Origin of the sequence: Saccharibacillus sp. CPCC 101409 (assembly GCF_030518235.1) — a bacterium.
GTDB lineage: Bacteria > Bacillota > Bacilli > Paenibacillales > Paenibacillaceae > Saccharibacillus.
On record NZ_JAULSA010000001.1, the window covers coordinates 416,479 to 442,466 of the forward strand.

Sequence of the window (25,988 nt, forward strand, 5' to 3'; positions counted from 1 at the left end):
TTTCTTTTTCACTGCTAAGACTCCGGTAACCGGCTTGTTCTCTCACCGCGATTGCAATTTTTTTGCCGGCCGTTTTGGTATATATTATAGAGGAAATAAGCGGCGAAGACGCGGCAAGAAGAACGAAGAGGACAAGGCGGAAACGCCAAACGGAGGAGGCGAAGAGCGATGAGCGGCGCACTGGAAGCGATACGGGACTACAAGGCGGAAGAAAGAGCGGCGGACGGGAGCGAAGCGGTCAAAAAGGCGGCGCTGCCGGAATGGCTGCGGATTCTGGATTCGGCGGAAGAGTATGTCGTCAACTATGAACGGATCGGCTCGCTCGGCGAGTTGAAACGAAGCAATCCGGTGCTGGGCTACGTCGAGCGCAGTCTGGAGATTCTGGAAGGATTGAAACTGTCGTTCTGGATGCGGGAACTGCTGGAGACCGTGCTGGTCTGGAGCGAGACGGCCAAAGGCGGTACCCGTTTGGAACGGCTGGGCTGGCAGCGAAGAGGGATCAACGTATTCGTACATAACGAAGGCTCGGCGGATTTGTATCTGGAATATGCGCAGAATCCGGGCGGGGACCGGGAACGGGAACGATTGACGGCGCTGCTGATCCGCACGCACGGTCTGCTCGGGCAGTATCTGCGCGGGGAAGTGCCGTTTGCCGCCAATCTGCCGCTGCGGGATTCGGTGGAAGAAGGACTGCTGACCGGCACCGAGCTGGCCCGGCTGCTGACGGCGCTCAACCGCTGCGTGATCGGGGCGGTGTCGGAATCGCTCTGGGCATCGGTCGAGCGGGAGCTGGAAGCGGACGTGCTGCATATTTCGCTGGGCAGCGAGCCGGAAGACACGGGGCTTGAGGGCAGACTGCGCAGGCTGCGGGGCGACGCGATCGAGCGCGGCGAGAATTTTGAAGAAGAGCTGGAAGCCGTCTCGGACGCAATCCGCATGGACACGGGAACCGGTCTGCCGGAAGCGCTGGCGCCGCTGGATCGCAAAACGCTGTGGTATGTGGAAGCGGCGCTGGGCGAATTCTCGCTCGAAGAGTTTATCAAGATGACGCTGCTGGCGCTGCGCGGGGCGGAAAACGGTCCCGACGCGCGGCATATCAGCTTCGAACGATTGATGCACGCGCTCTACTACGACTACAAAGGCGTCAAGAAGATCAATCTGTACAAAAAGCGGATCGTCGAAAAATACCTGCGCGAGCTGGGCTGGACGGCGATTCTGCGCGGCGACCGGCACACGGACAGCCCGCATCTGCATCACCGGATCGTCCGGGAGAAGGACAATGCGGATACGTGCTTTTTCGGCTTCGTGTTCTCTCCCGCGGCCGAGAAGCTGATCGAGTTCTGCGTGGAAGCCGAGAAGTCGCCGCTGTACGAACGGGCCGTGCTGATGCTGATGGATTTGTTCGGGCTGCGGCGCGACGCGTACGACCGTTTTCACAACGAAGACGAGTATCTGGAAACGATGAACAGCTCCGCGGACGACAAAAAGATTCTGCTGCAATTTATCTCCGGCTCGCGCGTGCTCGATATCGGGCCGGGCGGCGGCGTGCTGCTCGACCTGATCGAAAGCGAGCTGCCGGACAAGGAAGCGATCGGCGTCGATATCAGCGAAAACGTCATCGAAGCGCTGAACCGCCGCAAACGGCTGGAAGGCCGCGGCTGGCGGGTGCTCAAAGGCGACGCGCTCAACTTGTCCGAGACGATTCCGCCGGGCAGTATCGATACGGTCGTGTTTTCGTCCATTTTGCATGAGCTGTATTCGTATATTCCGTTTAACGGCGGCAAGTTCAATCCGGGTACGGTGCGGGCGGCGCTGCAAAGCGCGTTCGACCTGGTCCCGGCCGGCGGCCGGATCCTGATCCGCGACGGCATTATGACCGAGCCCGCAGAGCAGACGCGCCGGCTTATATTCCGGGATGAAGAGGCCGTTTCGAAGCTGGAGCGCTACGCCGCGGATTTCGAAGGGCGGAAGATCGCATTCGAGCGGCTCGGGCCAAGCGAAGTGCGGATGCCGGTCAACGACGCGATGGAGTTCCTGTACACCTACACCTGGGGCGAAGAAGCTTACGTGCACGAAGTGCAGGAACAGTTCGGATATTTTACGCCAAGCGAGTACGAAGCCTGCATCAACGAGCTGTTCGGCGAGCGCGCGAAGATCGTGTTCAGCCGGTACTTTTTGCAGGAAGGCTATACGCTCGCTTTGCGGGATAAAGTGCGGGTGACGGACGAAGCGGGCGAAGACCTGCCGCTGCCGGACAGCACCTGCATCATCGCGATCGAGAAAACGCAAGATTGAACGCCGGCGATATTTTTCGGGAACCGGACGGATTTGCGGGCGTATAAGCTTGAGAAGAAACAAGAACAAGGGGGAGTGCAACATGCCGAAATGGCTGAATACGGCGATCCTGCTCGCGGTGGCGGCGATATTGACCCGGCTGATCCCGTTCTCGTCGCTGTTCCGTAACCTGAACACAATGATTCACGAATTCGGTCATGCTATCGTGGCGCTGGCTACGTCCGGTACGGTCAGCCAGATCCAGCTCAACGCGAACCACAGCGGCGTCACCTACGGCGTGACCTATTCGAACTGGGCGTCGATCCTCGTATCGCTGTCCGGTTACATGCTCGCTTCTCTGTTCGCGGTGCTGCTGTTCTACGGCTATGTCAAACGCCAGCAGAAGCAGGGATTGATCCTGGTCTCGGCGATCGCGCTGGTCATGCTGGTATTTTACGTGCATCACGGATTCGGCGTTGTATGGCTGATCGGTTTTATCGCGGTCAACGTGCTGATGATGTTCGCCTGGGAAAAGCTGCGGAATTTCTACTATCTGCTGCTGTGCTTCCTGACGCTGGAGGAGTCGATCACAAGCCCGCTGTATCTGGCGTGGCTGTCGATCGTGTCACCGAGCCAGGCCGGAGACGCCGCCAACCTGGCGCGCTCCACATTCGTCCCGGCGATCGGCTGGTCGATCCTGTTCTCGGCGTTCGCTCTGCTGTGCGCGGGCTGGGCGATCCGGCTGTTCGCGGCGGGCGCGTACGAGCCGTGGCGCAGCAAGCGCTCCAAGCCGGCGAAGACCGCCAGAGCCGGACGCTGAGAGCGGCGGTGCGGACGGCGTTGTAAAAAGGCGCAGGGCGGGTAAATAAGTTCACCGGGCAGCAGCAAACGGACGCGCGAAACACGAAAAGCGCAGCCGGCCCGGACCAAGGATAACGACGGGAGGAAAAAAGAAATGGCGGACAAACGCAGCCTGCGCGACCGGCTGACCGATTACGGCAAAAAGCGGCTCGGCGCGAATTGGAACGCATCGCCCGATACAAGCAGGATCTCCGACGAACGCAATACAGGCCTGATCCGCGAAGTCGGCCCGGAAGGAAGCAGCCATCCCGACGACCCGCGGCTGAACGAGACGATCCAGGGCTACGGCAAAGAATATTCCGAAGAATCGTTCTGGGACAAGATCAAGAAATTCGGCAAAAAAGCGGGCGTTAAAGTCGTCTATGCCGCTCTGCTGCTGTTCTATACCCTCAAGGACCGCGACGTGCCGCCGTGGGCCAAGTCGGTCATTATCGGCGCGCTGGCGTATTTTATCGCCCCGATCGACCTGATTCCCGACTTTATCCCGGTCGCCGGATATACCGACGACCTCGGCACCCTGCTCGCCGCGCTGGGCGTCGTCTCCAGCCAGATCGACGACGAGATCCGCGGCAAAGCCCGCGCCCGCCTCGTCGCCTGGTTCGGCGAAAGCGCGACCCTCGACCTCGGCGAAGTCGAAGCGCGCCTCGATTCCTCCACCCCTCCCGGCAAATAAGCCCGGCGGGGGAAGCAAGAAAGTTTTGAAGCGGACCACTCGGGTCCGCTTTTTTGTGTCGGGAAAGTCCAGCCTGAAAAAAGGCAATAAGGGCAGAGGGGGAATATCGTGTAGAAACGGCAGTGGTCGCCTTTGAAACCGGGAAGATTCCATGGAAATCTAATCAAACTTCCTGGTTTCAACACGCGATCGGAACGAAATTCCCCCGGAGCTCCCGCGACCTTTTTGTTTACCCTGGACTTTCCCGACACCTTAACGGACTCATCAAAAGTCCGCTTTTTCTTGCTTTCCCTCTACCCTCCGAGCTAATTTGCGGTAAACTTCATTAAACGGGAAAACAACCGAACAGAATCAGGGGGCGAAACACCGTATGGATATGCTGGACCTGAAAGTCTTTATCGCGATCGCCGAAAGCGGCAGCATGAGCAAAGCCGCCCGCGGCGTTTCGCTGTCGCAGCCCGCCGTCAGCTTCCGCGTCGCCAATATGGAAGCCGAGCTGGGCGCGCCGCTGTTCAACCGGACGCGGGCGGGCGCGTTCCTGACCGAAGCCGGCCGGCGCTTTTATTACTACGCGAACTATGCGCTCAGCGCTTTCGAAGTGGGGCGGCAGGCCGTGCAGGATACCGTGCGCGAAACCGAAAGCGGCGGGCCGCTGCGCATCGGCATGGTCGAATCGCGGATTCCGCTGCTGCTGCCGCCGCTGTCGGAAACGCTGGAAGAAGCCGGCGAGAACAATTGGACGCTGCGGACCGGCGAATCTGTCGACCTGGCCGTGAGAACGGCATCGGGCGAACTCGATCTGGCGTTTATTCATCATATTTCGTTTCCGATGTCGCAGCTTGAATTCCGCAAGCTGTTCGAAGAGCCGATCGTGCTGATCGGGCCGAGGCGCGGCGGTTCGCCCCTGTACCAGAGCCTGTCGTCGTATGTGGGCTCCGAAGCGTTCGTGCTGCTCAAGCGCGGCATGCCGCTGCGCGAGCTGCTGGAAGACCGGCTGTTCGGACCGCTGCGGTTGAAGCCGAGCCGGCTGATCGAAGTCGACACGTCCAACCTGATCCGCAGACTGGTCGCCCAGGGCAGCGGCTATTCGTTTCTGCCCGTGTCCTCGCTTTGGGGCGAAGAGAACCTGCCCAAGATCCGTATGCTGCCGCTGCGGGAAGTGGGCGTGACGCAGAGTCTGCACGCGGTCTATCCCGCCGAGCTGCAGGGCGACCGGCGCGAACTGATCGCGGCCGCATGTGACCATATTTCGCGCAGAATCGAAGAAATGCGGGCGGCTCATGCCGGAATAGAGCAGCCCTGAATTTTTTTGCTTATTTAATGTTAACTATAGTTACATAAAAGATTCTTATGACCCTCACTATGTAAATTAGTCTACGATACATCTAACAAAAGAAAGGGGATGAACAAATGGACGCGTACAAACTGGAACTGGAAAGCGTGGGCAAGACGTACACGGCGGCGGACGGCAAGACGGTTCCGGCGCTGGGGCCGGTCGAGATGAAGATTCCGGATCACCGCTTTATCAGCATCGTCGGCCCGAGCGGCTGCGGCAAATCGACGCTGTTCAACATCATCTCCGGACTGCTCGATTCGAGCGAAGGCGCCATCTATGTGGACGGAAGACGCGTGGACGGGTTGACCGGAATCACCGGCTATATGCTGCAAAAAGACCTGCTTCTGCCGTGGCGCACGATTCTGGACAATGTGATCCTCGGGCTGGAAATCCAGGGCGTGCCGCGCAGGCAGGCGAAAGAACGCGCGCTGCCGCTGCTCGCCAAGTACGGGCTGGGCGGGTTCGAGCATCAGTATCCGGCGCAGCTTTCCGGCGGGATGAAGCAGCGGGCGGCGCTGCTGAGAACCATCCTGTACGACCGGGAGATCATTCTGCTGGACGAACCGTTCGGGGCGCTGGACGCGCAGACGCGCACGATGATGCAGGAATGGCTGCTCGATCTGTGGGACGACTTTCAGAAAACGATCCTGTTCGTGACCCACGATATGGACGAAGCGATCTATCTGTCGGACGAAGTGTATATCATGACCGCGCGTCCGGGCACGATCAAGCGTCATCTGACGATCGACCTGCCGAGACCGCGCAAGCCGCAGATCGTGACCAGCGAGCCTTTTATGAAGCTGAAGGAAGAAGCGCTCAAGACGCTGTCGGAAGAAACGATGAAGGCGTACGCGCAGGAAACGACGGCGGGCTGACGGATCGAGCTCCGCGTTGAAAAAAGGAGGGCATGCCAGTGGAAAGTCAATGGAAAGCGGCGGGAACGGCGGCCGAAGAACCGGCGGTCGTCAAGCGCGAAACGCGGGGGCCCGCGCCCAAGCGCAAAAGCAGCGGGTTGAAGTACGAAATGTCGACGCCGAAACCCTGGGCGGTCGCGCTGGGGCAGGTGGGATTGTTCGCGCTGATCGTCGTGCTGTGGGAATTGTTCGCCAGAGTCGGCATCATCAATCCTTTTTTCTGGAGCCAGCCGGTCGAGATTATCAAAACGTGGTGGATCAGCGTGCAGTCGGGCGCGGTCTGGATCGATACGATGTACACGTTCCGCTCCACGGTGCTCGGCTTCCTGCTCGGGACGGCGGGAGGTACGCTGATCGGGCTGTCGTTCTGGTGGTCGAAGTATTACGCCCGGGTGTTCGAGCCGTTTATCATCATGTTCGAAGCGATGCCCAAGCTTGCGCTGGCTCCGATCGTGGTGCTGGTGTTCGGGATCGGCATCTCGTCGAAAGTGGCGATGGGCTTCGCGATCACGGTCGTCATTACGACGCTGACCACGTATAACGGCGTCAAAAGCGTGGACAAAGACCTGGTGCGCATGGTGTATTCGCTCGGCGCGTCGAGATGGCAGGTATTCCGCAAAGTGATTATGCCTTCGGCGATGCCGGCCATGATCTCCGCGCTGCGCATCAATATCGGGCTGGCGCTGACCGGCGCAATCGTCGGCGAGTATATCGGCTCCGAGCAGGGGCTCGGCCGCATGATCTTCTATGCCGGGCAGACGTACGAGATCAGCCTGATCTGGGCGAATATCTTCAACTTGTCGGTGCTGTCCATGCTGCTGTACCTGCTGGTCGGCCGGCTGGAGACGTGGCTGCTGAAAGGCTTTACGCATCAAAAATAACATAAACAAAACGGTGTATACGTTCTGAAATCGGGTTGGGAGAGGAGAACGGCCATGACGAGAAACCATACTGCGGCAAACCGGATCGATACAGAGAAAGCCGGGACGGCAAGGGGGGAGGAAGTTCGCGGGAAAGATCGGAGAGCTGTCCGCGGAAAAAGAGAATCGAAAAAGCTGCGTCGGCGTGCGTCGGCGCAAGCAAGTTCCGGGCAGGCCGGCGGCTTCAAACGCGGACGCGCTCTGCGGGCGGCGCTGCTGCTCTCGCTGCTTGCGCTGCTCCTGTCCGCCTGCTCGGGCGGGGGAGCGGCTGAAAAGTCGGCGTCCGCGCAGGCGGCGGGAAGCGGAGGAGACAAAGGCAAAGAACTGACGATCGCGGAGCCGCTGCACAGCACGGGCTATTTGCCGCTGTACGTGGCGATCAAAAAAGGATTTTTCGGCGACCTGAACGTCAAAGCGGTGACGCTGACCGGCGGCAGCGCGCATACGAACGCGGTGCTGACGGGACAGGCGTTCGGCTTTATCGGCGGGCCGGAGCACAACGCGTTTGCCAAAGCGAAAGGCGCGGAACTGCGCGCCGTGGTCAACGTCGTCAATAAAGGCAACGTGTACCTGGTGGCGCGCAAAGGCGTCGATCCGGGCGGCGATATCGCTTCTTTTATGAAAGGCAAAACGATCGCGGTTTCCCAGTACGGCGGCACGCCCAACTCGATTATCCGCTACCTGGTATCGGAATGGGGCTACGACGTCGACAAAGACGTCACGCTCAAAGAAGTCGAAAGCGGCGCGATCCCGGCGATCGTGCAGCAGGGGCAGGCCGACGTGGCCGTCGTGACCGAACCGGTGCTGACGCAGGGCGTGCAGGAAGGCATCTGGCAGGAGCCGTTTTACAATGTGCCGCAGGAACTGGGACCGTATGCGTATTCGACGATCAACATCAAACAGGATTCGATCGAACAGGACCCGGAAACGGTCAAGCAGTTCGTGGACGGCATGAAGAAAGGGCTGGAGTTCCTGCGCGACAACAAGGAAGAAAGCCTGGCGATCGCCCGGGAAGAGTTTCCGACCATGTCCGAAGATCTGCTGGAAGCGACGCTGAACCGTTCGTACGAAGACGATCTGTGGGAATTCAGCGGGGATATTACGGAAGAATCCGTCAAAACGGGATTGTCGGTCGTGCGCGCCGCCGGTCTGCTGACGGACGATTCGATCGGCTACGCGGAGATTGTGGATACGCAGTTTGCAAAGTAGGAAGGCGAATATCCGGGGAGAATGCGGGAAGAGCGCGTTAAGCGGGGGAACGTATATGGCGGGCTCCGGGCGGTCGGCCGGGAGTCTGCAAGACAATAAGGGAGGCGAAGGGAAATGCGAGTATGGGACAAGTTTTTGACGGAACGCGACAAACGGGTGTTCGGCAGCGCGGGGTACGATAAGGTGGCGGGCTTCGGCAGCCGTCCGGCGGTCGTCGTAGTGGATGTCAGCTATGCGTTCTGCGGCCACGTCAGCGAGCCGGTGCTGGAATCGGTCAAGCACTGGCGCAACAGCTGCGGCGAAGAAGCGTGGGAAGCCATTCCGCATATTCAGCGCCTGCTGGACGAAGCCCGGGCGAGCCGGGTGCCGATCTTCTATACGACGGGCAAGGATTACCGGCCCGACGGCTTCGACGCGGGCGGCTGGCACCGCAAGAATACCCGCTCCGCGGAAGCGAAGCAGGGCGTGCCCGGCTACGGAGGCAACGAGATCGTGCGCGAGATCGCGCCGACGGCCAGCGATATCGTGATCGAGAAGCTGAAGCCGTCCGGCTTCCACGGCACGGCGCTGGCTAGCTACCTGACCGACCTTGGCGTCGATACGCTGATCGTCTGCGGCACGACGACAAGCGGCTGCGTGCGGGCGACTGTGGTCGACGGCTTCTCCTACAACTTCAAAATGTCGGTCGTCGAAGAGTGTTCGTTCGACCGGGGCGAAGCTTCGCACGCCATGGCGCTGTTCGATATGAACGCCAAATACGCCGATGTCGTCGGCATCGATACGACCTGCGCTTACCTGCGCGAAACGCCGGCCGGATTGTACGACCACCGGATCGATTTCTCGCTCGGCCAGCCGGAAATGGCCTGAGGCGGGCGAGGGATCGATCCGGACATCGAGCGGCGAGCGCGGCAAAACCGATAAGCTTCACACACGGCGGAGCCTTGATCGAATAAGGCTCCGTTTGTGCTGCCCGGAAAGCGGAAGAAGTATGGAGAGCGAAGAAATCGACCCAATACACACTGCCGAAACGAAGCCGCGAATCGACCGGGGAAAGGGTGAATCGAGATGAAAAAAGGAAAGCTGCGAATCGCGCCGGAAGCGATCAACGGCTGGTGGATTTCGCTGACATGCGGTCTGTACTGGTTCTCGTTCGCGATGATGCGTCCGATCGTGGCCGTGTATGCCGCTTCGCTCGGAATCAAAGGCGCGGCGCTCGGGCTGCTGCTCGCGCTGTACGCGGTACTGCCGCTGCTCGCGGCCGTACCGGGCGGCCTGATCGCCGACCGGATCGGGCGCGTCGTGGTGCTGCGCGCGGGAGCGCTGGCGATGCTGGCCAGCGGTGCGCTGTTCCTGGCGGCCGACGGGCTCTGGCTGCTCGGCGCGGCGCAGCTGCTGGCCGGGCTCGGCCAGATGGCTGTCTGGCTGGCGGTGCAGGTGCTGATTACCGGCCCGCCGGGACCGCGCAGCGAGCGCCGCTACGCGACGTTCTCGCTGTATATGGCGCTCGGCCAGATCGCCGCGCCGCTGATTGCGGGCGTGATTGCCGATGCGTTCGGCTACCGCATGGTGTTCGCGGGCTATATGGCCGCTTCGCTGCTGCTGACGGTTTCGGCCTGGATGTGCCGCGACGAGGACGCGGCCCTCGCTTCCGGGACTGCGCGCGCCGCTCGCGGAGCTCTGCGGGCGCGGCGGGAACCCGGCGCTTCGAAGCGGCGCGAACAGGCCGCCTCCGGCGAACAGGCGGCGACGGCCGGGCGAGCGGCCTCGCAGTCCGGCGCGGCGGCCCGGACCGGAGGTTTCCGGACGGCGCTCGGCCGCGCCGCCGATGTGGCGCGGCGCTGCGCGGAGCTGGCCCGCCGGCCGGAATTCTCGGTGATGCTGCTGGCGACGTTCACCGCCCTGTTTATTACCGATGTGCGCACGGCGTATCTGCCGCTGTACCTGGAATCGCTCGGCATGTCCGCCTCGCGGCTGGGGCTGCTCATCTCGCTCGGCTCGCTGTCTGTGCTGTTCGTGCGGCCGCTCTATCCGCGGCTCGCGCGCCGAATGCGCCCGCCGCAGCTTCTGCTGCTGACGAGCGCGGTTTCGCTGCTGCTGCTGTTCGTCACGCCGCTGCTGCAGGGCACCTATTCGCTCGGCCTGCTGATCTTCGCGACGGGGCTTGCGCTCGGCGTCAACCAGCCGATGACGCTCGGCATGATCTCCGGCTCGACGCAGCCGGACGAGCGCGGCCTCGGCGTCGGCCTGCGCCTGATGGCGAATCGCGCCGCGCAGCTGTTCAGCCCGCTGCTGCTGGGCGCATTCACCGCCCTGGCCGGGCTGCAGGCGGCCTTCGTCCTGGCCGGCGTCGTCATGCTGCCGCTGTGCCTGGCGTCGGTACTGCTCGCCCGCCGCGGCGAGCGCCGCGCGACGCGGGAGCCCGGCGAAGAAGAGCGCGGCGCGGACGAGGCGCCGCTTCAGTCTCCGCCGGCCGCTTCGATGCCCAGCGCAAGCGATCCGGCCAGCCCGGCGTTGTCGCCGAGAACCGGCGGCACGATGTAGCTGTCCAGATCGTCCAGAGCGGCGGAAGCCACGTAGCCGTTCAGGTTCCGGGCGACGGACCGGCGGATCAGCGGAAACAGCTGTTCCTGGTGCATTACGCCGCCGCCCAGGATAATCTTCTTGGGCGACAGCAGCAGAATGGCGCCGGTCACGGCTTCGGCCAGGTAATGGGCTTCCATCTCCCAGGCCGGATGGTCTTCCGGCAGGCTGCCGCCGTCCGCGTTCCAGCGCGCGGCGATCGCGGGTCCCGCGGCCATGCCTTCCAGGCAGTCTTTGTGATACGGGCAGGTTCCTTCGAACCGGTCTTCCGGGTGCCGGCGCACCGGCACATGGCCGCCTTCGGGATGCACCAGGCCGTGCACCAGCCGGCCTTCGGCATACACGCCGGCTCCGATGCCGGTGCCCACGGTGTAGTACACGCAGCTGCCGAGTCCCTGCGCCGCGCCCCACTTGGCTTCGCCGAACGCGGCCGCGTTGACGTCCGTATCGAAGCCGGCCGGCACGTTAAGCGCGGAGGTCAGTCCGCCGAGCAAATCGTAGTTCTGCCAGCCCGGCTTGGGCGTTGTGGTCACATGGCCGTAGTTCGGGCTATCCGGGTCGAGATCGAGCGGACCGAACGAGCCGACGCCCAGCGCTTCGATCTGTTTACTCTGGAAATACCCGATCGCCTGCGCGATCGTCGGCTCCGGCTTCTCCGTCGGAAAACTGATCCGGTCCAGAATTTCTCCGTGTTCATTGCCGATTCCGCAGACGAATTTCGTTCCGCCCGCTTCGAGTGCTCCGATAATCATAAGAAATATCCCTCCGGTCGAGCGTTTTTTGGACTGCTGCATACATTGGATATAACGCTTTCACTTTTCAATTATAGGCATACGGCGCGCAAAAGAAAATCTGCTTTCTCCTGCACGCGTTCTCCGCCCGCCTGTACCCTCCGGCCTTGTTGTGCTATTTTAAACAGGACAGATTGAAAACGCTATCTTGCAAAATAGGGGCGAAGGTTCGAAAGGGGACGATGGAAATGGACGCTGCAAGCACGCTGGAACTGGACGGAGCATGGCGAATCAAAGACTTCGCGCCGGGAGCAGTAGCTGCGCGGGAGAACGCGGCGCCGGGACTGGACGACCGCTACTGGATGACGGGCCGCGTGCCGGGGGACGTGCACAGCGCGCTGACCGAGCGGCGGGTGATCGATCCGCCGTATTTCGGGCATAACGATCTCAAAAGCCGCTGGATCGAAGAGCGAGAATGGTGGTACCGGCACGGCTTCGAATACGGAGGCGAACTGACGCGGCAGCCCGGCGAGCGCTTCGAGCTGACGTTCGACGGACTCGACACGTTCGCGTCGGTATTCGTCAACGGACACGAAGTGGGTTCCGCGCGCAATATGCTGATGCCGCATACGTTCGATGTAACGAGAGCGATCCGCCGCGGCTGGAACGTCGTCGCCGTCCGCTTCGATCCGCTGCATCCGCATCATTGGGGCAAAGAGCGCTTCGACTGGTCGTCGTATACGAAGGAGCGCCCGTGGCTGCGCAAAGCGGCGATGAACTTCGGCTGGGACTGGGGCCCGCGCCTGGTTACGGTCGGGATATGGGGCGGCGTACGACTGCGGCGGCATGCCGGGGCGAAGATCGAAAGCGTATTCGCCGAAACGGTTTCGATCCAAGAAGGCGAAGCGAATCTCGATATTGCGGCCGATATCACGACCTACCGCGGGATGCCCGACGTGCCGCTGCGCCTCAAGCTGAAGCTGGAAGACGCGGCCGGCCGGACGGCTTACGAAGCGGTGATCGCGGAAGAAGACGGATCGGGAGTACGCGGCGGCGAATTGCGTTTGCGCAGCGCGGCGCGCCGACGGGCGACGCTGCGCGCGTCTATTGTTCTGCGCGATGCGAAGCTGTGGTGGACGCACGATCTGGGCGAGCCGCATCTGTACACGCTGACGGCGGAATTGTACGCGGGAGACGAGCGGCTTGATTCGTATACCGGAGCGGTCGGCGTGCGCACGATCGAACTGCGGACCGAGGACGAAGAGGGCCGCGCGGCGTTCCGCTTTTTCCTCAACGGAAAGTCGGTCTACGCCCGGGGCGCCAACTGGATTCCCGCGGACAATATGATCGGGGCAATCCCGGACTCCCGCTACGGCGAGCTGATCGCGCTGTCGGCCGGGTCGGGCATGAACATGCTGAGAGTGTGGGCGGGCGGCATTTACGAAAAAGACGTCTTCTACGACGAATGCGACCGGCGCGGCGTATTGGTCTGGCAGGATTTCGCGTTTGCGAACGCGCTGTTCCCGGACTTCAACCGCGACTTTATGGACAATGTGCGCGCGGAGGTCGAAGCCAATGTGAAGAGGCTGCGCGGACGGGCGTCGCTTGCGCTCTGGTGCGGCAACAACGAGATCGACTGGCTGTACGACATGAAGACGGCGGGCGGCGATATCACCAGCGATTTTTACGGCGAACTCATCTACCACGAGCTGATCCCCGAGGTGCTGGAACGGCTCGATCCGCGTCGTCCGTACTGGCCATCTTCGCCTTACGGCAGCGACGGCGTCCATGACGCGAACGATCCGGAAGCCGGCGACCGGCACAACTGGCAGGTATGGCACGGTTCCGTGTATCCGCGTTCTTTCGGCGAAGCGCCGGTGCTGGATTACAGCGTTGAAGGCGTGAGTTTTAAAAACTACAAAAAAGACATGGCGCTGTTCAGCAGCGAATTCGGCATGCACGCTTCGGCCAACCGCTACACACTGGAGAAAAATATGCCGGCGGGCGGGCTGATCTGGGGCGGCGAAGAGATGGCCTACCGCAACAAAGACACCAACCACCGCAAAGGCGTTCTGCTGATGGAGGGGTACACCGGCATTCCGCGCGATATCGAGGAGTATATGAATTTCTCCATGCTGACGCAGGCGGAAGGGCTGAGGTACGGCGTCGAGCATTACCGGCGGAACCCCCGCAGCGGCGGCAGCCTGATCTGGCAGCTCAACGACAGTTGGCCGGGCACGAGCTGGTCGATGATCGACTACGAGCTGCTGCCGAAGGCGTCGTACTATTATGCGAAAAAGTTCTACGCCCCGCTGCTGCTGTCGCTCGAACACGAACCGGGGCAGCCGCTGCGCGTGTGGGCGGTGAACGACGGGCCGGAGGCTGTCGAAGTCGAAGCGGTGCTGGAAGTGCTGCGTTTTGACGGAGAAAAGGTCGGGGAATATCGCTTCTCTTCGGACGGCGCGTTTCGCGGTCCCGTGCTGCTCGGCGAGGCGGGCGAAGCGGACGCGCTCGGCGGCGGGGACGCGGCAGAGACGGCGGTAAGGCTGCGCTTGGCGGGCGGCGGAGCCGATTCCGGTGCGGAGCAAACAGCGAGAGACAAAGCTCCGGCGGTGGCAAAAACAAAAGCTGCGGCGGAATTCGAGCAGATTTACATGCTGCGCGACCAGCGGGAGCTGAAACTGGGCGCGGCCGAGCTTGCGTGGAGCGTCGAAGCCGGGGGAGCGGAAGCGAGCGCGGATGTGCCGGGCGGGATCGGATCGAACGCGCCGGACGGACTGGAAACGCAAGCGAGCGCGCCGGGCGGGATGGAATCAAACGCGGCGGAAGCGGGCTCCGAATCGGAGGAGGCGCCGACCGCGCCGGAATTCGGCGAACCGGCGTCGATTCCGGCGCGCGGAACCGGCGGCGAAGATGCGGCAAACGAATCCTTCGAATCCCGGGCAGCGGCGGACTCGCCCGGTTCGGCGGTTCGGGTGACGGTAAAAGCGAGCGGTTCGCTAGCCCGGATGGTGAAGCTGGAGCTGCCGCTCGGGCGGGTGCGGTTCAGCGATAATTTCTTCGACCTGCCGCCGGGCGAAAACAAAACGGTGGAGATTTCGCTGCCGGGTTCGGACGCTCCGGCGCTCGAAGCGGCATTCGTCCGCGAACATCTGCGGGTAAGCGCGATGAATGCGAGGAACGCGGCCGCGAAGTGAACCCATGAACAACGGGAATACCGAAAAAGCGCTTCTGCCGATGAAGGCGGGAGCGCTTTTTGAGTTTTATTCATTGATGCAGGCTCGCTATGCACGTCCGGGATTCTAACGGAACGAGGAGACGCTAACGATTGCGAAAAGGCGGATTTCTGGCCGTTTTACGGCGAGTCTGCACAATTAAGCACGCTGGGTTCCGTTAGAATTTCAAATCGGCCGAAAAGCGGCTTTTAACGGCGCTCAGTTCCGTTAGGGCTGGCCGGACACCGATCTGGCGCGATTATCGCTTGGGGCGAGCGTCTTCGTCCGGCGGCAGCTCGATCGTGACGCCTTCGACGTGCTTACGCTCCATTTGGCGGCGCTTTTTGCGGTTTTCTTTGGAGTCGAACACGATGCTGAGATCGTAATCTTCCGGGTACAGCGATTCGCGCGCGATATGCGGCTTCAAGCGCTTGCGGGCGAGGCGGATCTTCTTGCCCTGGATCTGCACGCCGATCGTGCCCATGCCGTCTTCTTCGGAATAGACGATGCCCGTTTGGCCCAGGTACGGTACGGCGACGCTGTCGCCGATCCGGTAAACGGCCGGCGGTGTTGCGGCTTCTTCGCTGCCCGCTTCTTGCTGCGGCGGACGTGCCTCCGCGTTGGGCTCCTTCGCCTTGCACAGCGAGGCTTCGGGCAGGAGCGAAGCGTCTTCGGCTTGATCCGCCGGCGCATTTGCGGTGCCGAACGCCGAAGCCGGTGGGTCTTCGGCTGCGTTCCGCTCCGGCCGCCGGGTCAATTCCTCGGCCCGCCGGGTGACGTAATCCGGCAGGCCCAGTTTCTTCGCGATGGCGAACGCATAGCTGCGGCCGGCTTCACCGATCGTCAGCCGGTACAGCGGCCGCAGCGTTTCGGCGTCGAATTCCATGCGCGCGTTCTCGCAGTCCGGCGTGGCGGAAGCGAAATTCTTGATCTCGGTAAAATGGGTCGTGACGACGACGCAGGCGCCGCGCCGCCGGAGTTCTTCCAGGATGGCGATCGAGAGTCCGACGCCTTCGCCGGGATCGGTGCCCGACGCCATCTCGTCGATCAGAATCAGCGAGCGCCGGTCGGCCGTTTCCAGAATATCTTTGACGCGGCGGATATGCGCCGAGAACGTGCTGAGCGCCTGTTCAATACTTTGCCCGTCGCCGATATCGGCCTGGATCTGCCCGAATACGGACAGCTCGCTGCCTTCTTCGGCCGGAATCAGCAGGCCGGACTGCGCCATCAGGGTCAGCAGGCCGACCGTTTTGAGCGACAGCGTTTTGCCGCCCGTATTGGGGCCGGTCACGATCAGCATGCGGTAGCGTCCGCCCAGCTCGAAGTCCAGCGGGACCATCTTCGGGCCCAGCAGCGGATGGCGCGCGCCGCGAAGCGAGATCAGGCCGCGTTCGTTCAGCTTCACGTTCACGGCGTCGAGCGCCAGCGCATAGCGCGCTTTAGCAAACAGGAAATCGTATTCGCCGACCAGCTCGGCGTTGACGTTCAGCTCCTGCCCGAACTGCTCGGCGAGCCCGGTCAGCTCGCTGAGAATCTTCATTTCTTCGCGCCCTTCTTCGGCGCGCAGCCGCTCCAGTTCGTCGTGGAACTGCCGGATTTCTTCCGGCTCGATATAGACCGTCTGGCCGCTGGACGATTCGTCCAGCACCGCGCCCTTCACCAGCTTCCGGTGCTCTTTGCGCACCGGAAGAGCCGATCGCCCGCCGCGCTGCACGGCCAGGCTCTCCTGCAGGATCGGGCGGTGCTTGGCCATCAGCTCGGCCATGCGGCGGGAGCTGCGCTCCTCGATCGTCGCCATGCGCCGGCGGACTTTGCTCAGCTCGCGGCTGGCCGAGTCCGGCACACGGCCGTGACGTACGCAGCGCTCGATTTCTTCGCGCAGCCGTTCGAGCCGGTGCATGCCCGACGCATAGGCGGCCGCGTGCGGCGCCCACTCGGCTTTCGCGCGCATATAGTCGATCAGCTGGTTGCAGCTGCGCAGGAATTGGTGCAGGTGCATAAAGTCCTGCTCCGTGAATACGTAGCCCGAGCCGAGCAGGGAGAAGAACGTGTCCATGCCGGCCAGGGAAGGCAGGGGGATGCTCGCGCCGCGGCGCAGCACGCCGGCCGCTTCGTCCGTTTCGTCAAGCTTGCGCCGCAGGATGCGGGCGTCGGAGAGAGGCGCAAGCTCTTCGATATGCCGGCGGCCAAGATAAGAGACCGCATAAGCGGACAGTTCCCGTTTGATGCGTCCGTATTCGAGGCGTTCCAATGCGTTGTCGTTCATAGTCATGCCGATCGCTCCTTTTTCTTTCGCGTTGTTTATGCCGGAAAACAAAAAAAGGACGAAAGATAAGCTTCAGCTTATCTTTCGTCCTGCGGCGCGATTCGAAATCCGGCTCGCCTGCGCCCGCGTTCGATCCGCGTCGGTCCGCAAGCCATGCGGACCGCCGAATCGGCGGGCGGAAAACGATAAATTTCAAATCCGCCTTGCCGGGCGGCTTCCGGCGCGTGCGCGCCCGTCCTTTTCCCGCGCGTATATTGCGGGGAAGCCGCGTCTTCGGCCCCAAAGGGCGCGAGACGCGGCTGTTCCTTTCGAATTGTTCGTTCGCTGTAGAAGCCGGCCGCGCGGTCTGCCGTGTACGCGCGGCAGACGCCAAAAAGAGCCGCGCGTAAACAACAGCGCGGCCCGAAAACTCAAAAGGTATGGACATGCCAACCTCAAGCTTTATGGAGAAAATAGTCGCTGTTCTTAACTGAATTCCGGACAGCTTCAAACAGGCGACGCAAAATAAAACCGCCCAAAGCGATTTTTTCGCGCATTCCCGAACAAAAATTGTCCATTATGGAATTGGATTAGTTAAGAACATACCCCGACATTAAACATTTCCCCTTTGCACTCAAAGTTAACTCCACTATAAAACCGGCTCCCTCCAGGGTCAAGCAAAATTTGACCCGTTCTCTCCGCCTGCAAATCTATTCCGCCCACCAAAAAAAGGCCGGAATTTCCGGCCTTGGTTATCAAGAAAGTCTAATTTACTGAAAAGCCAATTAGCGAAGGAGAAAATTCAGTGCAGGTACAAACTTTCGAAGAAAGTTACTTCGGAAGCATATGCTGATAGCGTTCGCCTTTGAAACCGGGAAGATTCCATCATAATCCAATCAGTCTTCCTGGTTTCAACACGCGACCGAAACGAATTTTCTTCGCAGCCTTTATGGCTTCTTCTACGAATAGGACTTTCTCTACAACCGAAAGCCGGAATTTCCGGCCTCCCTCAAAACTTACTCGTCTTCGTCCGTATACACTTCGCCTTCCTGCGAGTCGATCAGGTTCCGCTGCACCTCGTCGGGCAGGGAAGCGGGAAACGAACCTTCGCGGAACAGTCCGCTTTCCGGATCGATATCGCGTTCGGTCACGAGATCGTCCGCGTCTTCGGTCTCGCGGTCGCCGTCCGTAATCAAGGGACGCGCCGGATCTTCCGATTCCGCCGCCAGCTCGCGGCGGCCTTCTTCGCCGCCCGCGCCGTTCAGCAGGTCGGTGCCGTGCGGCTCGTCCTGGGCGGGAGCGGCCGGATCGACCGGGCTGTCCGGGAACAGGTCGTCGGCGTCGGGCACGTCTTCCAGGCGCGGTTCGCCCAGATTCGGATCTTCTTCGGTGACGTTCGGATACTCGCCCGGATCGGTCGCCGGCAAGGTATCCGGCTGCGAGGTTTCCTGTACGGTTCCTACATATTCGAGCTCTTCGGCGGGAATATCCCGTTCGCCGGAGTTTGTCCCGGAGAGCTGATAGCGCTCGTAAGCGCGGTCGGATTCGTTTCGCGGATCTTGCGGTTCGAAAGCCATAATTGTCCACTCCTTTGTAATCGGTCTTGGATCGTTCTTATCCATAGCTTTACCCGAAAGCCCCGTTTTGGAACCGCTTTGCCGGAGGTTGGCCGCTTCGGCCGTCGCCGCGGCGAATCGTGCGCGCGCAGGCGCGGCGGCCTGCATGCTTCCGGATGTTTTTTTCAAAAACCGCCCGTTCCGATTGGAACTTTGCTTCAAAGCGGAGTAAACTAAAGAAGCTGACAGAAACAAATAAGCTTCAAACGCGCAAGCGGGCCGGCGAGGGTATTGCGCGTGCAGCGACAAAATCGATTCGAATTTGCGGAAGGGGCGGAGGGACGGAAGCAGGGTTCCGTCTTCGATTTCGTGTGTTCGGCTTGTGAAAGGATGTGCGGAATAATGGAATTTGCATGGAAAAAGAATCTGTTCGTGCTCTGGGCCGGCGTGTTTTTTTGCAGTATGGCGTACTCGATCTCGATCCCGTTTCTGCCGATCTTTATGCACAACGAGCTGGGCGTGGGGGAAAAGAACCTGTCGATCTGGGCGGGGGTGGCGTTCGGCATCACGTTCCTGTCCAGCGCGCTGATCTCGCCTTACTGGGGATCGCTGGCCGACAAATACGGGCGCAAGCCGATGCTGATCCGCTCGGGATACAGCCTTGCGGCTCTTTACTTCATTAACTTCTTCGTGCAGGACCCATATCAGCTTGTGGCGCTGCGTTTGTTCCAGGGGCTGCTGGCGGGCTTCATTCCGGCGGCGATCGCGCTGGTGGGAACGAATACGCCGGAGGACAAAAGCGGCTATGCGCTCGGCATCATGTCGACGGCGACCGCTTCCGGGAATATTATCGGTCCGCTGATCGGCGGGGTAGTCAGCTATACGATCGGCAACCGGAACGCGTTTTTGTTCTCGAGCGCCATCGTGCTGATTGCCGCGCTGATTGCGACGTTTATGGTGCACGAGAAAGAATTCGCCCGTCCGAAAGTCCGCTCCAAGGTCAAGGACGATCTGAAGCAGGCGGCGGGCATCCCGATCTTCTTCGCCCTGTTGGGGCTGGTGGCGATGAGCAACTTCTCGGTCATGATCCTGGAGCCGCTCATTACGATCTATGTCCAGGGCATGGGGATCTCGTCCGACCGGACGTCGCTCGTATCCGGCATCGTGTTCTCGGCGGTCGGCGTGGCTACGGTCATTATGGCGCCGCGCTGGGGACGGATCGGGGGCAGGATCGGATACGGCAAAGTGCTGCTGATCGGTCTGCTCGGCGGCGCGGTCGGCAACCTGCTGCAATTTTTCGTGACGGGTTATGTCGGCTTCGGTATTCTGCGCTTCGTGTACGGACTGTTCTTCGCCGGCGTATTCCCGTCGGTCAACGCGATGATCGTCCAGGTGACGAAGCCGGAATTCCGCGGACGGGCGTTCAGCCTCAACCAGTCGGCCACCCAGATCGGCACGATGGCCGGACCGCTGATCGGCGGCGTGCTCGGCGCGCTGATGCCCATTCACTGGATCTTCGTCGTCAACGGGATTGCGCTGCTGATCTGCGCGTTCGTCGCCCATTATCTGAAGATCGACCAGGCCGGGCCGTTCCGCCGGAAGGCCGCGGTCGAGAGCGATTCGCGCTGACCGATTACACTTTTGCATCCACGGTTGACAAAAGAAATGCTTCGTCTTACCATTACCGTTGACTCGGCGCGCTCCGTTAATCGGATAAAGCGACGGGCAAGCGGGAACGCCGCGGTTTTTTTAAAACAGTCGACGGGCATGGCAGCATGCTTAAAATAAAGACTCGGGAGGCGCTAAGGAAATGACGATACCCAAAGTTTTGACGATTGCCGGTTCCGATACCAGCGGAGGAGCGGGGATTCAGGCCGACCTGAAAACGTTTCAGGAATTGAATGTATACGGCATGACGGCGCTGACCTGCATCGTGACGATGGACCCGGAACTGTGGAGCCACAGCGTAACTCCAATTTCGGCCGAACTGCTGGGCAACCAGCTGGATACGGTGCTGAACGGCATCGGCGTTTCGTCGGCCAAAACGGGCATGCTCAGCACGGTCGAAATCATCGACGTGGTCGCCCGCAAGATCGAGGAGCGCCCGCTGGAGCACTTCGTGGTCGATCCGGTCATGGTCTGCAAAGGAGAGAACGAAGTGCTGAACCCGGATACCGCGGAAGCGATTCTGGAAAAGCTCGTGCCGAAAGCGACGGTGGTCACGCCGAACCTGTTCGAAGCGTCGCAGCTCGCCAAGACGGCGCCGCTGCGCACGGTGGAAGACATGAAGGAAGCGGCGGCCCGGATTCACGCGCTCGGCGCGAAGCACGTCGTCATCAAAGGCGGCGGCAAGCTGCTGCACGAGAAAGCGGTCGACCTGATCTACGACGGACAGGAATTCGAACTGCTGGAATCCGAACGGATCGAAACGAATTATATCCACGGCGCGGGCTGCACGTTCTCGGCGGCGATCACGGCGGAGCTGGCCAAAGGCGCGGACGTGCGCACGGCCGTCGCCAACGCCAAAACGTTCGTCACCAAAGCGATCCGTCACGGCTTCCCGATCAATTCGTTCGTAGGACCGACGCTGCACGCGGCGCATCGCCTGCACGCTGACTGAACGGTTTTCGAAACCGGGAAACGCAGCAAAAAACCGCTCCCGAACGGAGCGGTTTTTTTTGACGTGCGCCGATACGGAAACCGCGGCGGCGTATTTAAGCGAGACCAACGATCAGAACATCGGGAAAACGTAACGGACGAGAAAATACAGAATGCCGAACGTGATAATGATATAAGCGGCATACTTGATAAAAGTGGAAGCGACCAGGCTGGAGTCGGAGCGCTTCTCTACCCGGCGTTCTTCGACATCGACGTCTCTGCGCGAGCTTGCCATGTTGAATCCTCCTTGTTATATGCGTGTAATGGATGCCTGCAACTACGCGGAGCGGCCTGCGTTTACGTGTTGGGCGATTGTCGTGTGCTTGTTTAGATGCTTATTTTTACACGGGTCCGCAGATCTTGAAACAAGGGCTTTTTACCCGGAAAATTTATACAAAAAAAGAGAGTCGGCAGGGATTGGAAGGACGGGCGGCGAATTGATGAACAGGGCGAAGTTCGAACGCCGGCTGAAAGGAAGGGGCTGCCGATGAAACGCGCAATGAGAGTGCTGGCAATATGGATCGCCTTGCTGGCTGTCGTTTTTTTATGTATCGACGCCTATCCGAAACACGCAAAGCACGTCTCGGTCGTTCAGGTCGGCAGCTGGCAGTTTCGCTGGGACAACGACCGGACGGGAGAAGGAAGAGACGCTCTGCCCGAAGGCCTTGCGAACCGCGGCGGCTGGACGGAGATGAACGCGGATATGGATCCGCCGACAAGACCCGAAGGGGCCGGGGTGGCCTGGGTGCGCATCAACGTGCCGACGCTGGCCTGGCCGGTTCCGGCTCTGCTGATCGAGAAAGCGTACGGCCGCAGCGTTTCGGTCTTTACGGAAGACCGCAAGCTGTTCGATTCGAACCGGTCGTACAGCTACGAAGCCAACCACCTGCTGCTTCCGCTGAGGGTGGAAGACTCCGGCGGAACCATTTACGTACGCATGCAGAGCGAGGACCGTGTCCCCGGCGGCGTGCAGCATATCGCGTTCGGCGATTTTTACGGACTGCTAAGCATGTATTTGACGCGGGACGTGCTCGATATCATGCTCGGCGGTTCTTTTGTCCTGACCGGATTCGTCATGATGATCTGCTCCGCTTTTCTCGACCGCCGGTATTTGAGATCCTGGCTGTCGCTCAGCGGCATCATTTTGTCGATCGGGATGCTCGTCGTATCGTATTCGCCGTTTTTGTTCACGCTGTATCCGCAGTACGGAGGTCTGCTCCAGCGTTTGTTCGACGTGGCGCTGTTCGCGCTGCTGCCGTCGTTCCTGTATTTCTTCGAAGCGCTGTTCGGGCGCGGATACAAAAATTCGCTGCTGATCTTGTGCCGCTTCCAGCTGGGCTATTCGTTTTTCTGTCTGCTGGCGATGCTCGCGAACGCGCTGACCGGCGAACGGTATTTTTCGGTCTATTTCTTCCTGACGACAACCATTCTCGGCGTTCTGATGATCGTGGAGCTGCTGACCGTGCTGACGTACGCGATCATTTACGGCATAAAAGGAAATCGCGAAGTGCTGATCTTCAATACGGGACTGGTGCTGTTCGCCGGGACCGGGATCTTCGAGCTGGTGCGTTATTACGCGACGAACGGCGATTACAATCTCTACTGGTGGAAATGGGGAATGGCCGCGTTCGTCGTGTCCATGATCGTGGTGTTCGGGCGCCGCTTCGCCGATACCCACAATCAGGTGCTGAAGTATTCGAAAGAGCTGGAAATGTTCAACAACGAGCTGCAGCGGGCGGAGAAAATGGAGATTATCAGCGAGCTGGCCGCTTCGGTCGCGCACGAAGTGCGCAATCCGCTTCAGGTCACGCGGGGCTTCCTGCAGCTGCTGGGCGAGCGCTCGGCCGCTTCGGAGAAAGTGTACATCGACATGGCGCTGGAAGAACTGGACCGCGCTTCGGGCATTATCACGGACTTCCTGACGTTTGCCAAGCCGGGGCTGGAAAATGTGAAAACGCTGGCCGTATCCGAAGAATTCCGTCACATCGAAGGGGTGCTGACGCCGCTGGCGAGCATCAACGGCAGCCGGATCGAACTTGCGATCGAACCGGAGCTTTATGTGAAAGGCAATTCCTCCAAGTTCAAGCAGGCGTTTATCAACATGATCAAGAACAGCATCGAAGCGCTTCAGGAACAGGAGCAGGGGCTGATTCGGATTCGCGCGGCGGCGGAGAACGGCGAAGTCGTGATCCGGATTCGGGACAACGGGGTAGGTATGACGAAGCAGGAACTGGAGCGCCTGGGCGAGCCGTATTATTCCAACAAGATCAAAGGAACCGGTTTGGGACTTATGGTGACTTTCCGGATTATCGAAGCGATGCAGGGCAGTTTGACGTTCGAAAGCGAAAAAGGAGCGGGGACCCAAGCAACCGTCCGTTTTCCGGCGGCCTCTCCATAGAGGCCCGCCGGGACGGAAGGAAGCGGTCCCCGCTTTTTTGGCATGCTTTTATTCGAAAGTAAGAAAGCCGTTTGCGGTCAGGCGGGCGAATTCCACATCGCCGCCGGTTCGATCGTAATACGCTCGGCCTGCGGAATAACGGCGGACGGATGAGGCGGAATAACCAGATAGAAGTCCTGCGGCGATTCTTCCACCGCGGTCAGCTTGATATGTCCGGGCAGTTCCACGCCGAACGCTTCGCGGAGCGCGGCTTTCGGATCGGACATCAGCCGGAGTCTGAACTTTTCGTCTTCCCATGCTTTTTGAATCACCTGTGCCTTGAGCGAAATCTCCGTGATCATACGGATCATCCTTTCCCTTTACGAATTCTTGCTGCGAATTCCTGCTTGCATCGGGAACCTACGACAGAGCGGTATTTGTCAAAATGCATTTTTCTGGAAGATTATAACATGGGTACAAAGAAGGATCAAGAAAGATGTCAACTTTCAAAACAATTTCTTTTGGCCCAGCAGCCAATAGTCCAGTCCTCCCATGGAAAGATGCTGTTTCTCCGCTTCGATACCGGCTGCGATTCGCTCCAGATCGCCGGCCAGCGCCGCATGAAATTCGACCAGTCCCGCAAAATCGCTTCGGTACGGTTCAAGCCCGGCCTGGCGCCCGGCTGCCAGTTCGGCGTAGCGGCCGAGCAGCCCGCCCGCGTAGACGGCGCGGGAAACGGATGCTTCGTCCACCGGCGCGTCCCGACCGCTTCCGAGCTCCCTGCGGTGCAGCGAAACCAGGCAGTTGTACCCGCCTTCGCGCAGATCTTCGGCATAGTCGGCCCAATCGTCGGCCATCTGAAGCGTGACGAGCGTTTCGCGCACGGCGCGCAGCGCCGCTGCCAGCTGTTCGGGACGGGTCTCGAACAAAACGGCCGGGCAGAGCAGCAGCGGAGCCGACCTTGCCGAGACCCGGTGCGGATCGTCGAAGAAAGGATCGCCCGAACGTTCCGAAGCAAGACCTTCCGCCCACTCGGCGGTATAGCGGCGCAGGCTGTCTTGAAACCGCGCGGGCGAACGGAACAGCGCCGAGTAGCGCAGCGTCATCTCGGCGCTTAGAAGCTGGGACAGCGCGATATGAGTCCGGTCCAGTCCTTCCCGGCGGTCCATGCGTTTGTCCTGGAGGTGGAAGTGCAGCATGCCGAATATATTCGCTTCGGCGATCCGCCGGCAGTCTTCGATCTTCGCCCCGGCCGCCTCCCGCAGCCAGTACGGCAGCAGGTAGCAGATGTAGTTGTTCGAACCGTCCGAACGCGACGGATCGAACGCGTCGAGATAGCGGACGCCGGATTCCGCGAACGGCGGCGGAAACCCTCCGATCGTTTCCCTGCATGCGCCGAATACCCGCTCCATTTCCTTCCTCGTTTCGACCGACAGCTCCATGCCGTTCGCCTCCTTCGGACGTTTTGTTTTCCTGCCTTGATTATAACCGACCGGGCTGGAAAAAATCGCAAAAATCGATTGGTTCGCCGGCCGATTTATAGTATGCTGGAGGTCACGGGAACGCGGGCGCATACAGAGGCATTAATGAAGAAGCGATTCACCGACCGAAGATTAACGACCAAAGACGAGAGGAAGATATCCCCATGAACAACGATCTGTCGAAATCCCATTCCCCGCTTGTGGAACTGCTCGGACTCGAGCGCCACGTCGAAGGCGGCTGGCATAAAGAATTATGGAAGTCTTCGTTCAAGATTCCGCAGAGCGTTCTGCCGGAAGAATATACGGGAGACCGTTTCGCGGCAAGCTCGATCTACTTCCTGCTGCATCCGGGCGAATTCTCCGAATGGCATGTGGTGCATTCCGACGAACTGTGGCTGTGGCATACCGGAGGTCCGCTGGCGCTGACGCTGGGCGGAAACGGCGATGAGCCGGTCGAAGGCGGCGAGGAAATCGTGCTGGGGCCGGACACGGCCGCCGGACAATCGTTCCAGGGACTCGTGCCGGGCAAAGTCTGGCAGAAAGCGCGTCCGCTCGGCGACGAGCCGGTGCTCGTGTCCTGCATCGTCGCGCCGGGATTCCATTACGACGATTTCAAGCTGATCGAACGCAAAGCGTGAACGTGCACACGTTCGGGCAGATGCTGCACCTGATACAGCTCGGACAGATCGCGCAGACGGCGGACGGGCAGCGGTCCGCCCGGCTGCTGCCGGAAGGGCTGGTCTGGATCGACGGTCTTTTTGCCGGCAGGAAGGTTCAGGTGGAAGCCTATTTGCTCAGCGATCTTTGGACGATCGTCGAGGACGGGGAAACGGCGGCGATGAGCGAAGCCCGGACGCAGTGGGAGCGCAGGCGTCTGGAAATGCTGGAGAACCAGTGGTTCGATCGGAGTGCGCGGCGGAAAGTCTCGTTAGGCAACGAAGAGTAAACTGAACGAAGC

The 25,988-nt window shown here is 60.6% G+C and carries 21 protein-coding genes; 15 read left to right on the top strand and 6 right to left on the bottom strand.

The features are described 5' to 3' along the window. The first annotated feature begins 168 nt into the window (after nucleotides 1-168). From QWJ34_RS01690 to QWJ34_RS01730, 9 genes are all read left to right on the top strand, one after another. Nucleotides 169-2,295, top strand: a complete 2,127-nt coding sequence (locus tag QWJ34_RS01690; protein ID WP_302725315.1) for a class I SAM-dependent methyltransferase — start codon at nucleotides 169-171, stop codon at nucleotides 2,293-2,295. 82 nt (nucleotides 2,296-2,377) lie between these two features. After that, the gene (locus tag QWJ34_RS01695; protein ID WP_302725316.1) at nucleotides 2,378-3,094 is read left to right on the top strand and encodes a M50 family metallopeptidase; all 717 of its coding nucleotides are present in this window, start codon (nucleotides 2,378-2,380) and stop codon (nucleotides 3,092-3,094) included. 135 nt (nucleotides 3,095-3,229) lie between these two features. Continuing rightward, nucleotides 3,230-3,808: a YkvA family protein gene (locus tag QWJ34_RS01700; protein ID WP_483314228.1), complete on the top strand. Its 579-nt coding sequence runs from the start codon at nucleotides 3,230-3,232 to the stop codon at nucleotides 3,806-3,808. 370 nt (nucleotides 3,809-4,178) lie between these two features. Next, on the top strand, nucleotides 4,179-5,111 hold the full coding sequence (locus tag QWJ34_RS01705) for a LysR family transcriptional regulator (RefSeq protein ID WP_302725317.1): 933 nt from the start codon (nucleotides 4,179-4,181) through the stop codon (nucleotides 5,109-5,111). Nucleotides 5,112-5,218: 107 nt separating this feature from the next. Continuing rightward, nucleotides 5,219-6,019: an ABC transporter ATP-binding protein gene (locus tag QWJ34_RS01710; RefSeq protein WP_302725318.1), complete on the top strand. Its 801-nt coding sequence runs from the start codon at nucleotides 5,219-5,221 to the stop codon at nucleotides 6,017-6,019. Nucleotides 6,020-6,057: 38 nt separating this feature from the next. Then, a complete protein-coding gene (locus tag QWJ34_RS01715) occupies nucleotides 6,058-6,939 on the top strand; it encodes an ABC transporter permease (protein WP_302725319.1) in 882 nt (293 codons plus the stop codon). 54 nt (nucleotides 6,940-6,993) lie between these two features. Next, nucleotides 6,994-8,187 (top strand): ABC transporter substrate-binding protein, encoded by a 1,194-nt coding sequence (locus QWJ34_RS01720; protein ID WP_302725320.1) that lies wholly within the window; start codon nucleotides 6,994-6,996, stop codon nucleotides 8,185-8,187. Nucleotides 8,188-8,301: 114 nt separating this feature from the next. Next, on the top strand, nucleotides 8,302-9,054 hold the full coding sequence (locus QWJ34_RS01725; protein WP_302725321.1) for an isochorismatase family protein: 753 nt from the start codon (nucleotides 8,302-8,304) through the stop codon (nucleotides 9,052-9,054). Between the two features lie 198 nt (nucleotides 9,055-9,252). After that, nucleotides 9,253-10,728: an MFS transporter gene (locus QWJ34_RS01730; RefSeq protein ID WP_302725322.1), complete on the top strand. Its 1,476-nt coding sequence runs from the start codon at nucleotides 9,253-9,255 to the stop codon at nucleotides 10,726-10,728. On the opposite strand, the gene QWJ34_RS01735 is transcribed toward QWJ34_RS01730, so the two are convergent. Continuing rightward, on the bottom strand, nucleotides 10,644-11,519 hold the full coding sequence (locus QWJ34_RS01735; protein WP_302725324.1) for an ROK family protein: 876 nt from the start codon (nucleotides 11,517-11,519) through the stop codon (nucleotides 10,644-10,646). The genes QWJ34_RS01730 and QWJ34_RS01735 overlap by 85 nt on opposite strands. 245 nt (nucleotides 11,520-11,764) lie before the next feature. On the opposite strand from QWJ34_RS01735, the gene QWJ34_RS01740 reads away from it, so the two are divergent. Then, complete coding sequence (locus tag QWJ34_RS01740; protein WP_483314238.1) at nucleotides 11,765-14,695, top strand: beta-mannosidase; 2,931 nt, start codon at nucleotides 11,765-11,767, stop codon at nucleotides 14,693-14,695. A 277-nt stretch (nucleotides 14,696-14,972) separates the two neighbouring features. On the opposite strand, the gene QWJ34_RS01745 is transcribed toward QWJ34_RS01740, so the two are convergent. Then, nucleotides 14,973-16,979: an endonuclease MutS2 gene (locus tag QWJ34_RS01745; protein ID WP_302725821.1), complete on the bottom strand. Its 2,007-nt coding sequence runs from the start codon at nucleotides 16,977-16,979 to the stop codon at nucleotides 14,973-14,975. Nucleotides 16,980-17,974: 995 nt separating this feature from the next. Further along, on the bottom strand, nucleotides 17,975-18,535 hold the full coding sequence (locus QWJ34_RS01750; protein ID WP_302725326.1) for a hypothetical protein: 561 nt from the start codon (nucleotides 18,533-18,535) through the stop codon (nucleotides 17,975-17,977). Between the two features lie 381 nt (nucleotides 18,536-18,916). Between QWJ34_RS01750 and QWJ34_RS01755 the strand changes: the two genes are divergently transcribed. Both QWJ34_RS01755 and pdxK read left to right on the top strand, forming a co-directional pair. After that, nucleotides 18,917-20,143, top strand: coding sequence for an MFS transporter (locus QWJ34_RS01755; RefSeq protein WP_302725327.1), 1,227 nt, complete (start codon nucleotides 18,917-18,919; stop codon nucleotides 20,141-20,143). A gap of 181 nt (nucleotides 20,144-20,324) precedes the next feature. After that, nucleotides 20,325-21,134, top strand: coding sequence for a pyridoxine/pyridoxal/pyridoxamine kinase (gene pdxK, locus QWJ34_RS01760; RefSeq protein ID WP_302725328.1), 810 nt, complete (start codon nucleotides 20,325-20,327; stop codon nucleotides 21,132-21,134). Between the two features lie 111 nt (nucleotides 21,135-21,245). Here the strand turns inward: pdxK and QWJ34_RS01765 are convergent, their stop codons facing one another. Then, a complete protein-coding gene (locus QWJ34_RS01765) occupies nucleotides 21,246-21,407 on the bottom strand; it encodes a hypothetical protein (RefSeq protein ID WP_302725329.1) in 162 nt (53 codons plus the stop codon). A gap of 252 nt (nucleotides 21,408-21,659) precedes the next feature. Between QWJ34_RS01765 and QWJ34_RS01770 the strand changes: the two genes are divergently transcribed. Further along, a complete protein-coding gene (locus QWJ34_RS01770; RefSeq protein ID WP_302725330.1) occupies nucleotides 21,660-23,570 on the top strand; it encodes a sensor histidine kinase in 1,911 nt (636 codons plus the stop codon). A gap of 77 nt (nucleotides 23,571-23,647) precedes the next feature. On the opposite strand, the gene QWJ34_RS01775 is transcribed toward QWJ34_RS01770, so the two are convergent. Together QWJ34_RS01775 and QWJ34_RS01780 are read right to left on the bottom strand one after the other, a co-directional pair. Further along, nucleotides 23,648-23,911 carry an NHLP leader peptide family RiPP precursor gene (locus QWJ34_RS01775; protein WP_302725331.1) on the bottom strand — a complete coding sequence of 88 codons (264 nt, stop codon included), beginning with the start codon at nucleotides 23,909-23,911 and terminating at the stop codon, nucleotides 23,648-23,650. Between the two features lie 144 nt (nucleotides 23,912-24,055). Further along, nucleotides 24,056-24,991, bottom strand: coding sequence for a hypothetical protein (locus QWJ34_RS01780; RefSeq protein ID WP_302725332.1), 936 nt, complete (start codon nucleotides 24,989-24,991; stop codon nucleotides 24,056-24,058). Nucleotides 24,992-25,206: 215 nt separating this feature from the next. On the opposite strand from QWJ34_RS01780, the gene QWJ34_RS01785 reads away from it, so the two are divergent. Together QWJ34_RS01785 and QWJ34_RS01790 are read left to right on the top strand one after the other, a co-directional pair. After that, nucleotides 25,207-25,668: a cupin domain-containing protein gene (locus QWJ34_RS01785; protein ID WP_302725822.1), complete on the top strand. Its 462-nt coding sequence runs from the start codon at nucleotides 25,207-25,209 to the stop codon at nucleotides 25,666-25,668. After that, nucleotides 25,665-25,976 (top strand): hypothetical protein, encoded by a 312-nt coding sequence (locus tag QWJ34_RS01790; protein ID WP_302725333.1) that lies wholly within the window; start codon nucleotides 25,665-25,667, stop codon nucleotides 25,974-25,976. Before QWJ34_RS01785 ends, QWJ34_RS01790 begins: the two co-directional genes overlap by 4 nt. The last annotated feature ends 12 nt before the right edge of the window (nucleotides 25,977-25,988 follow it).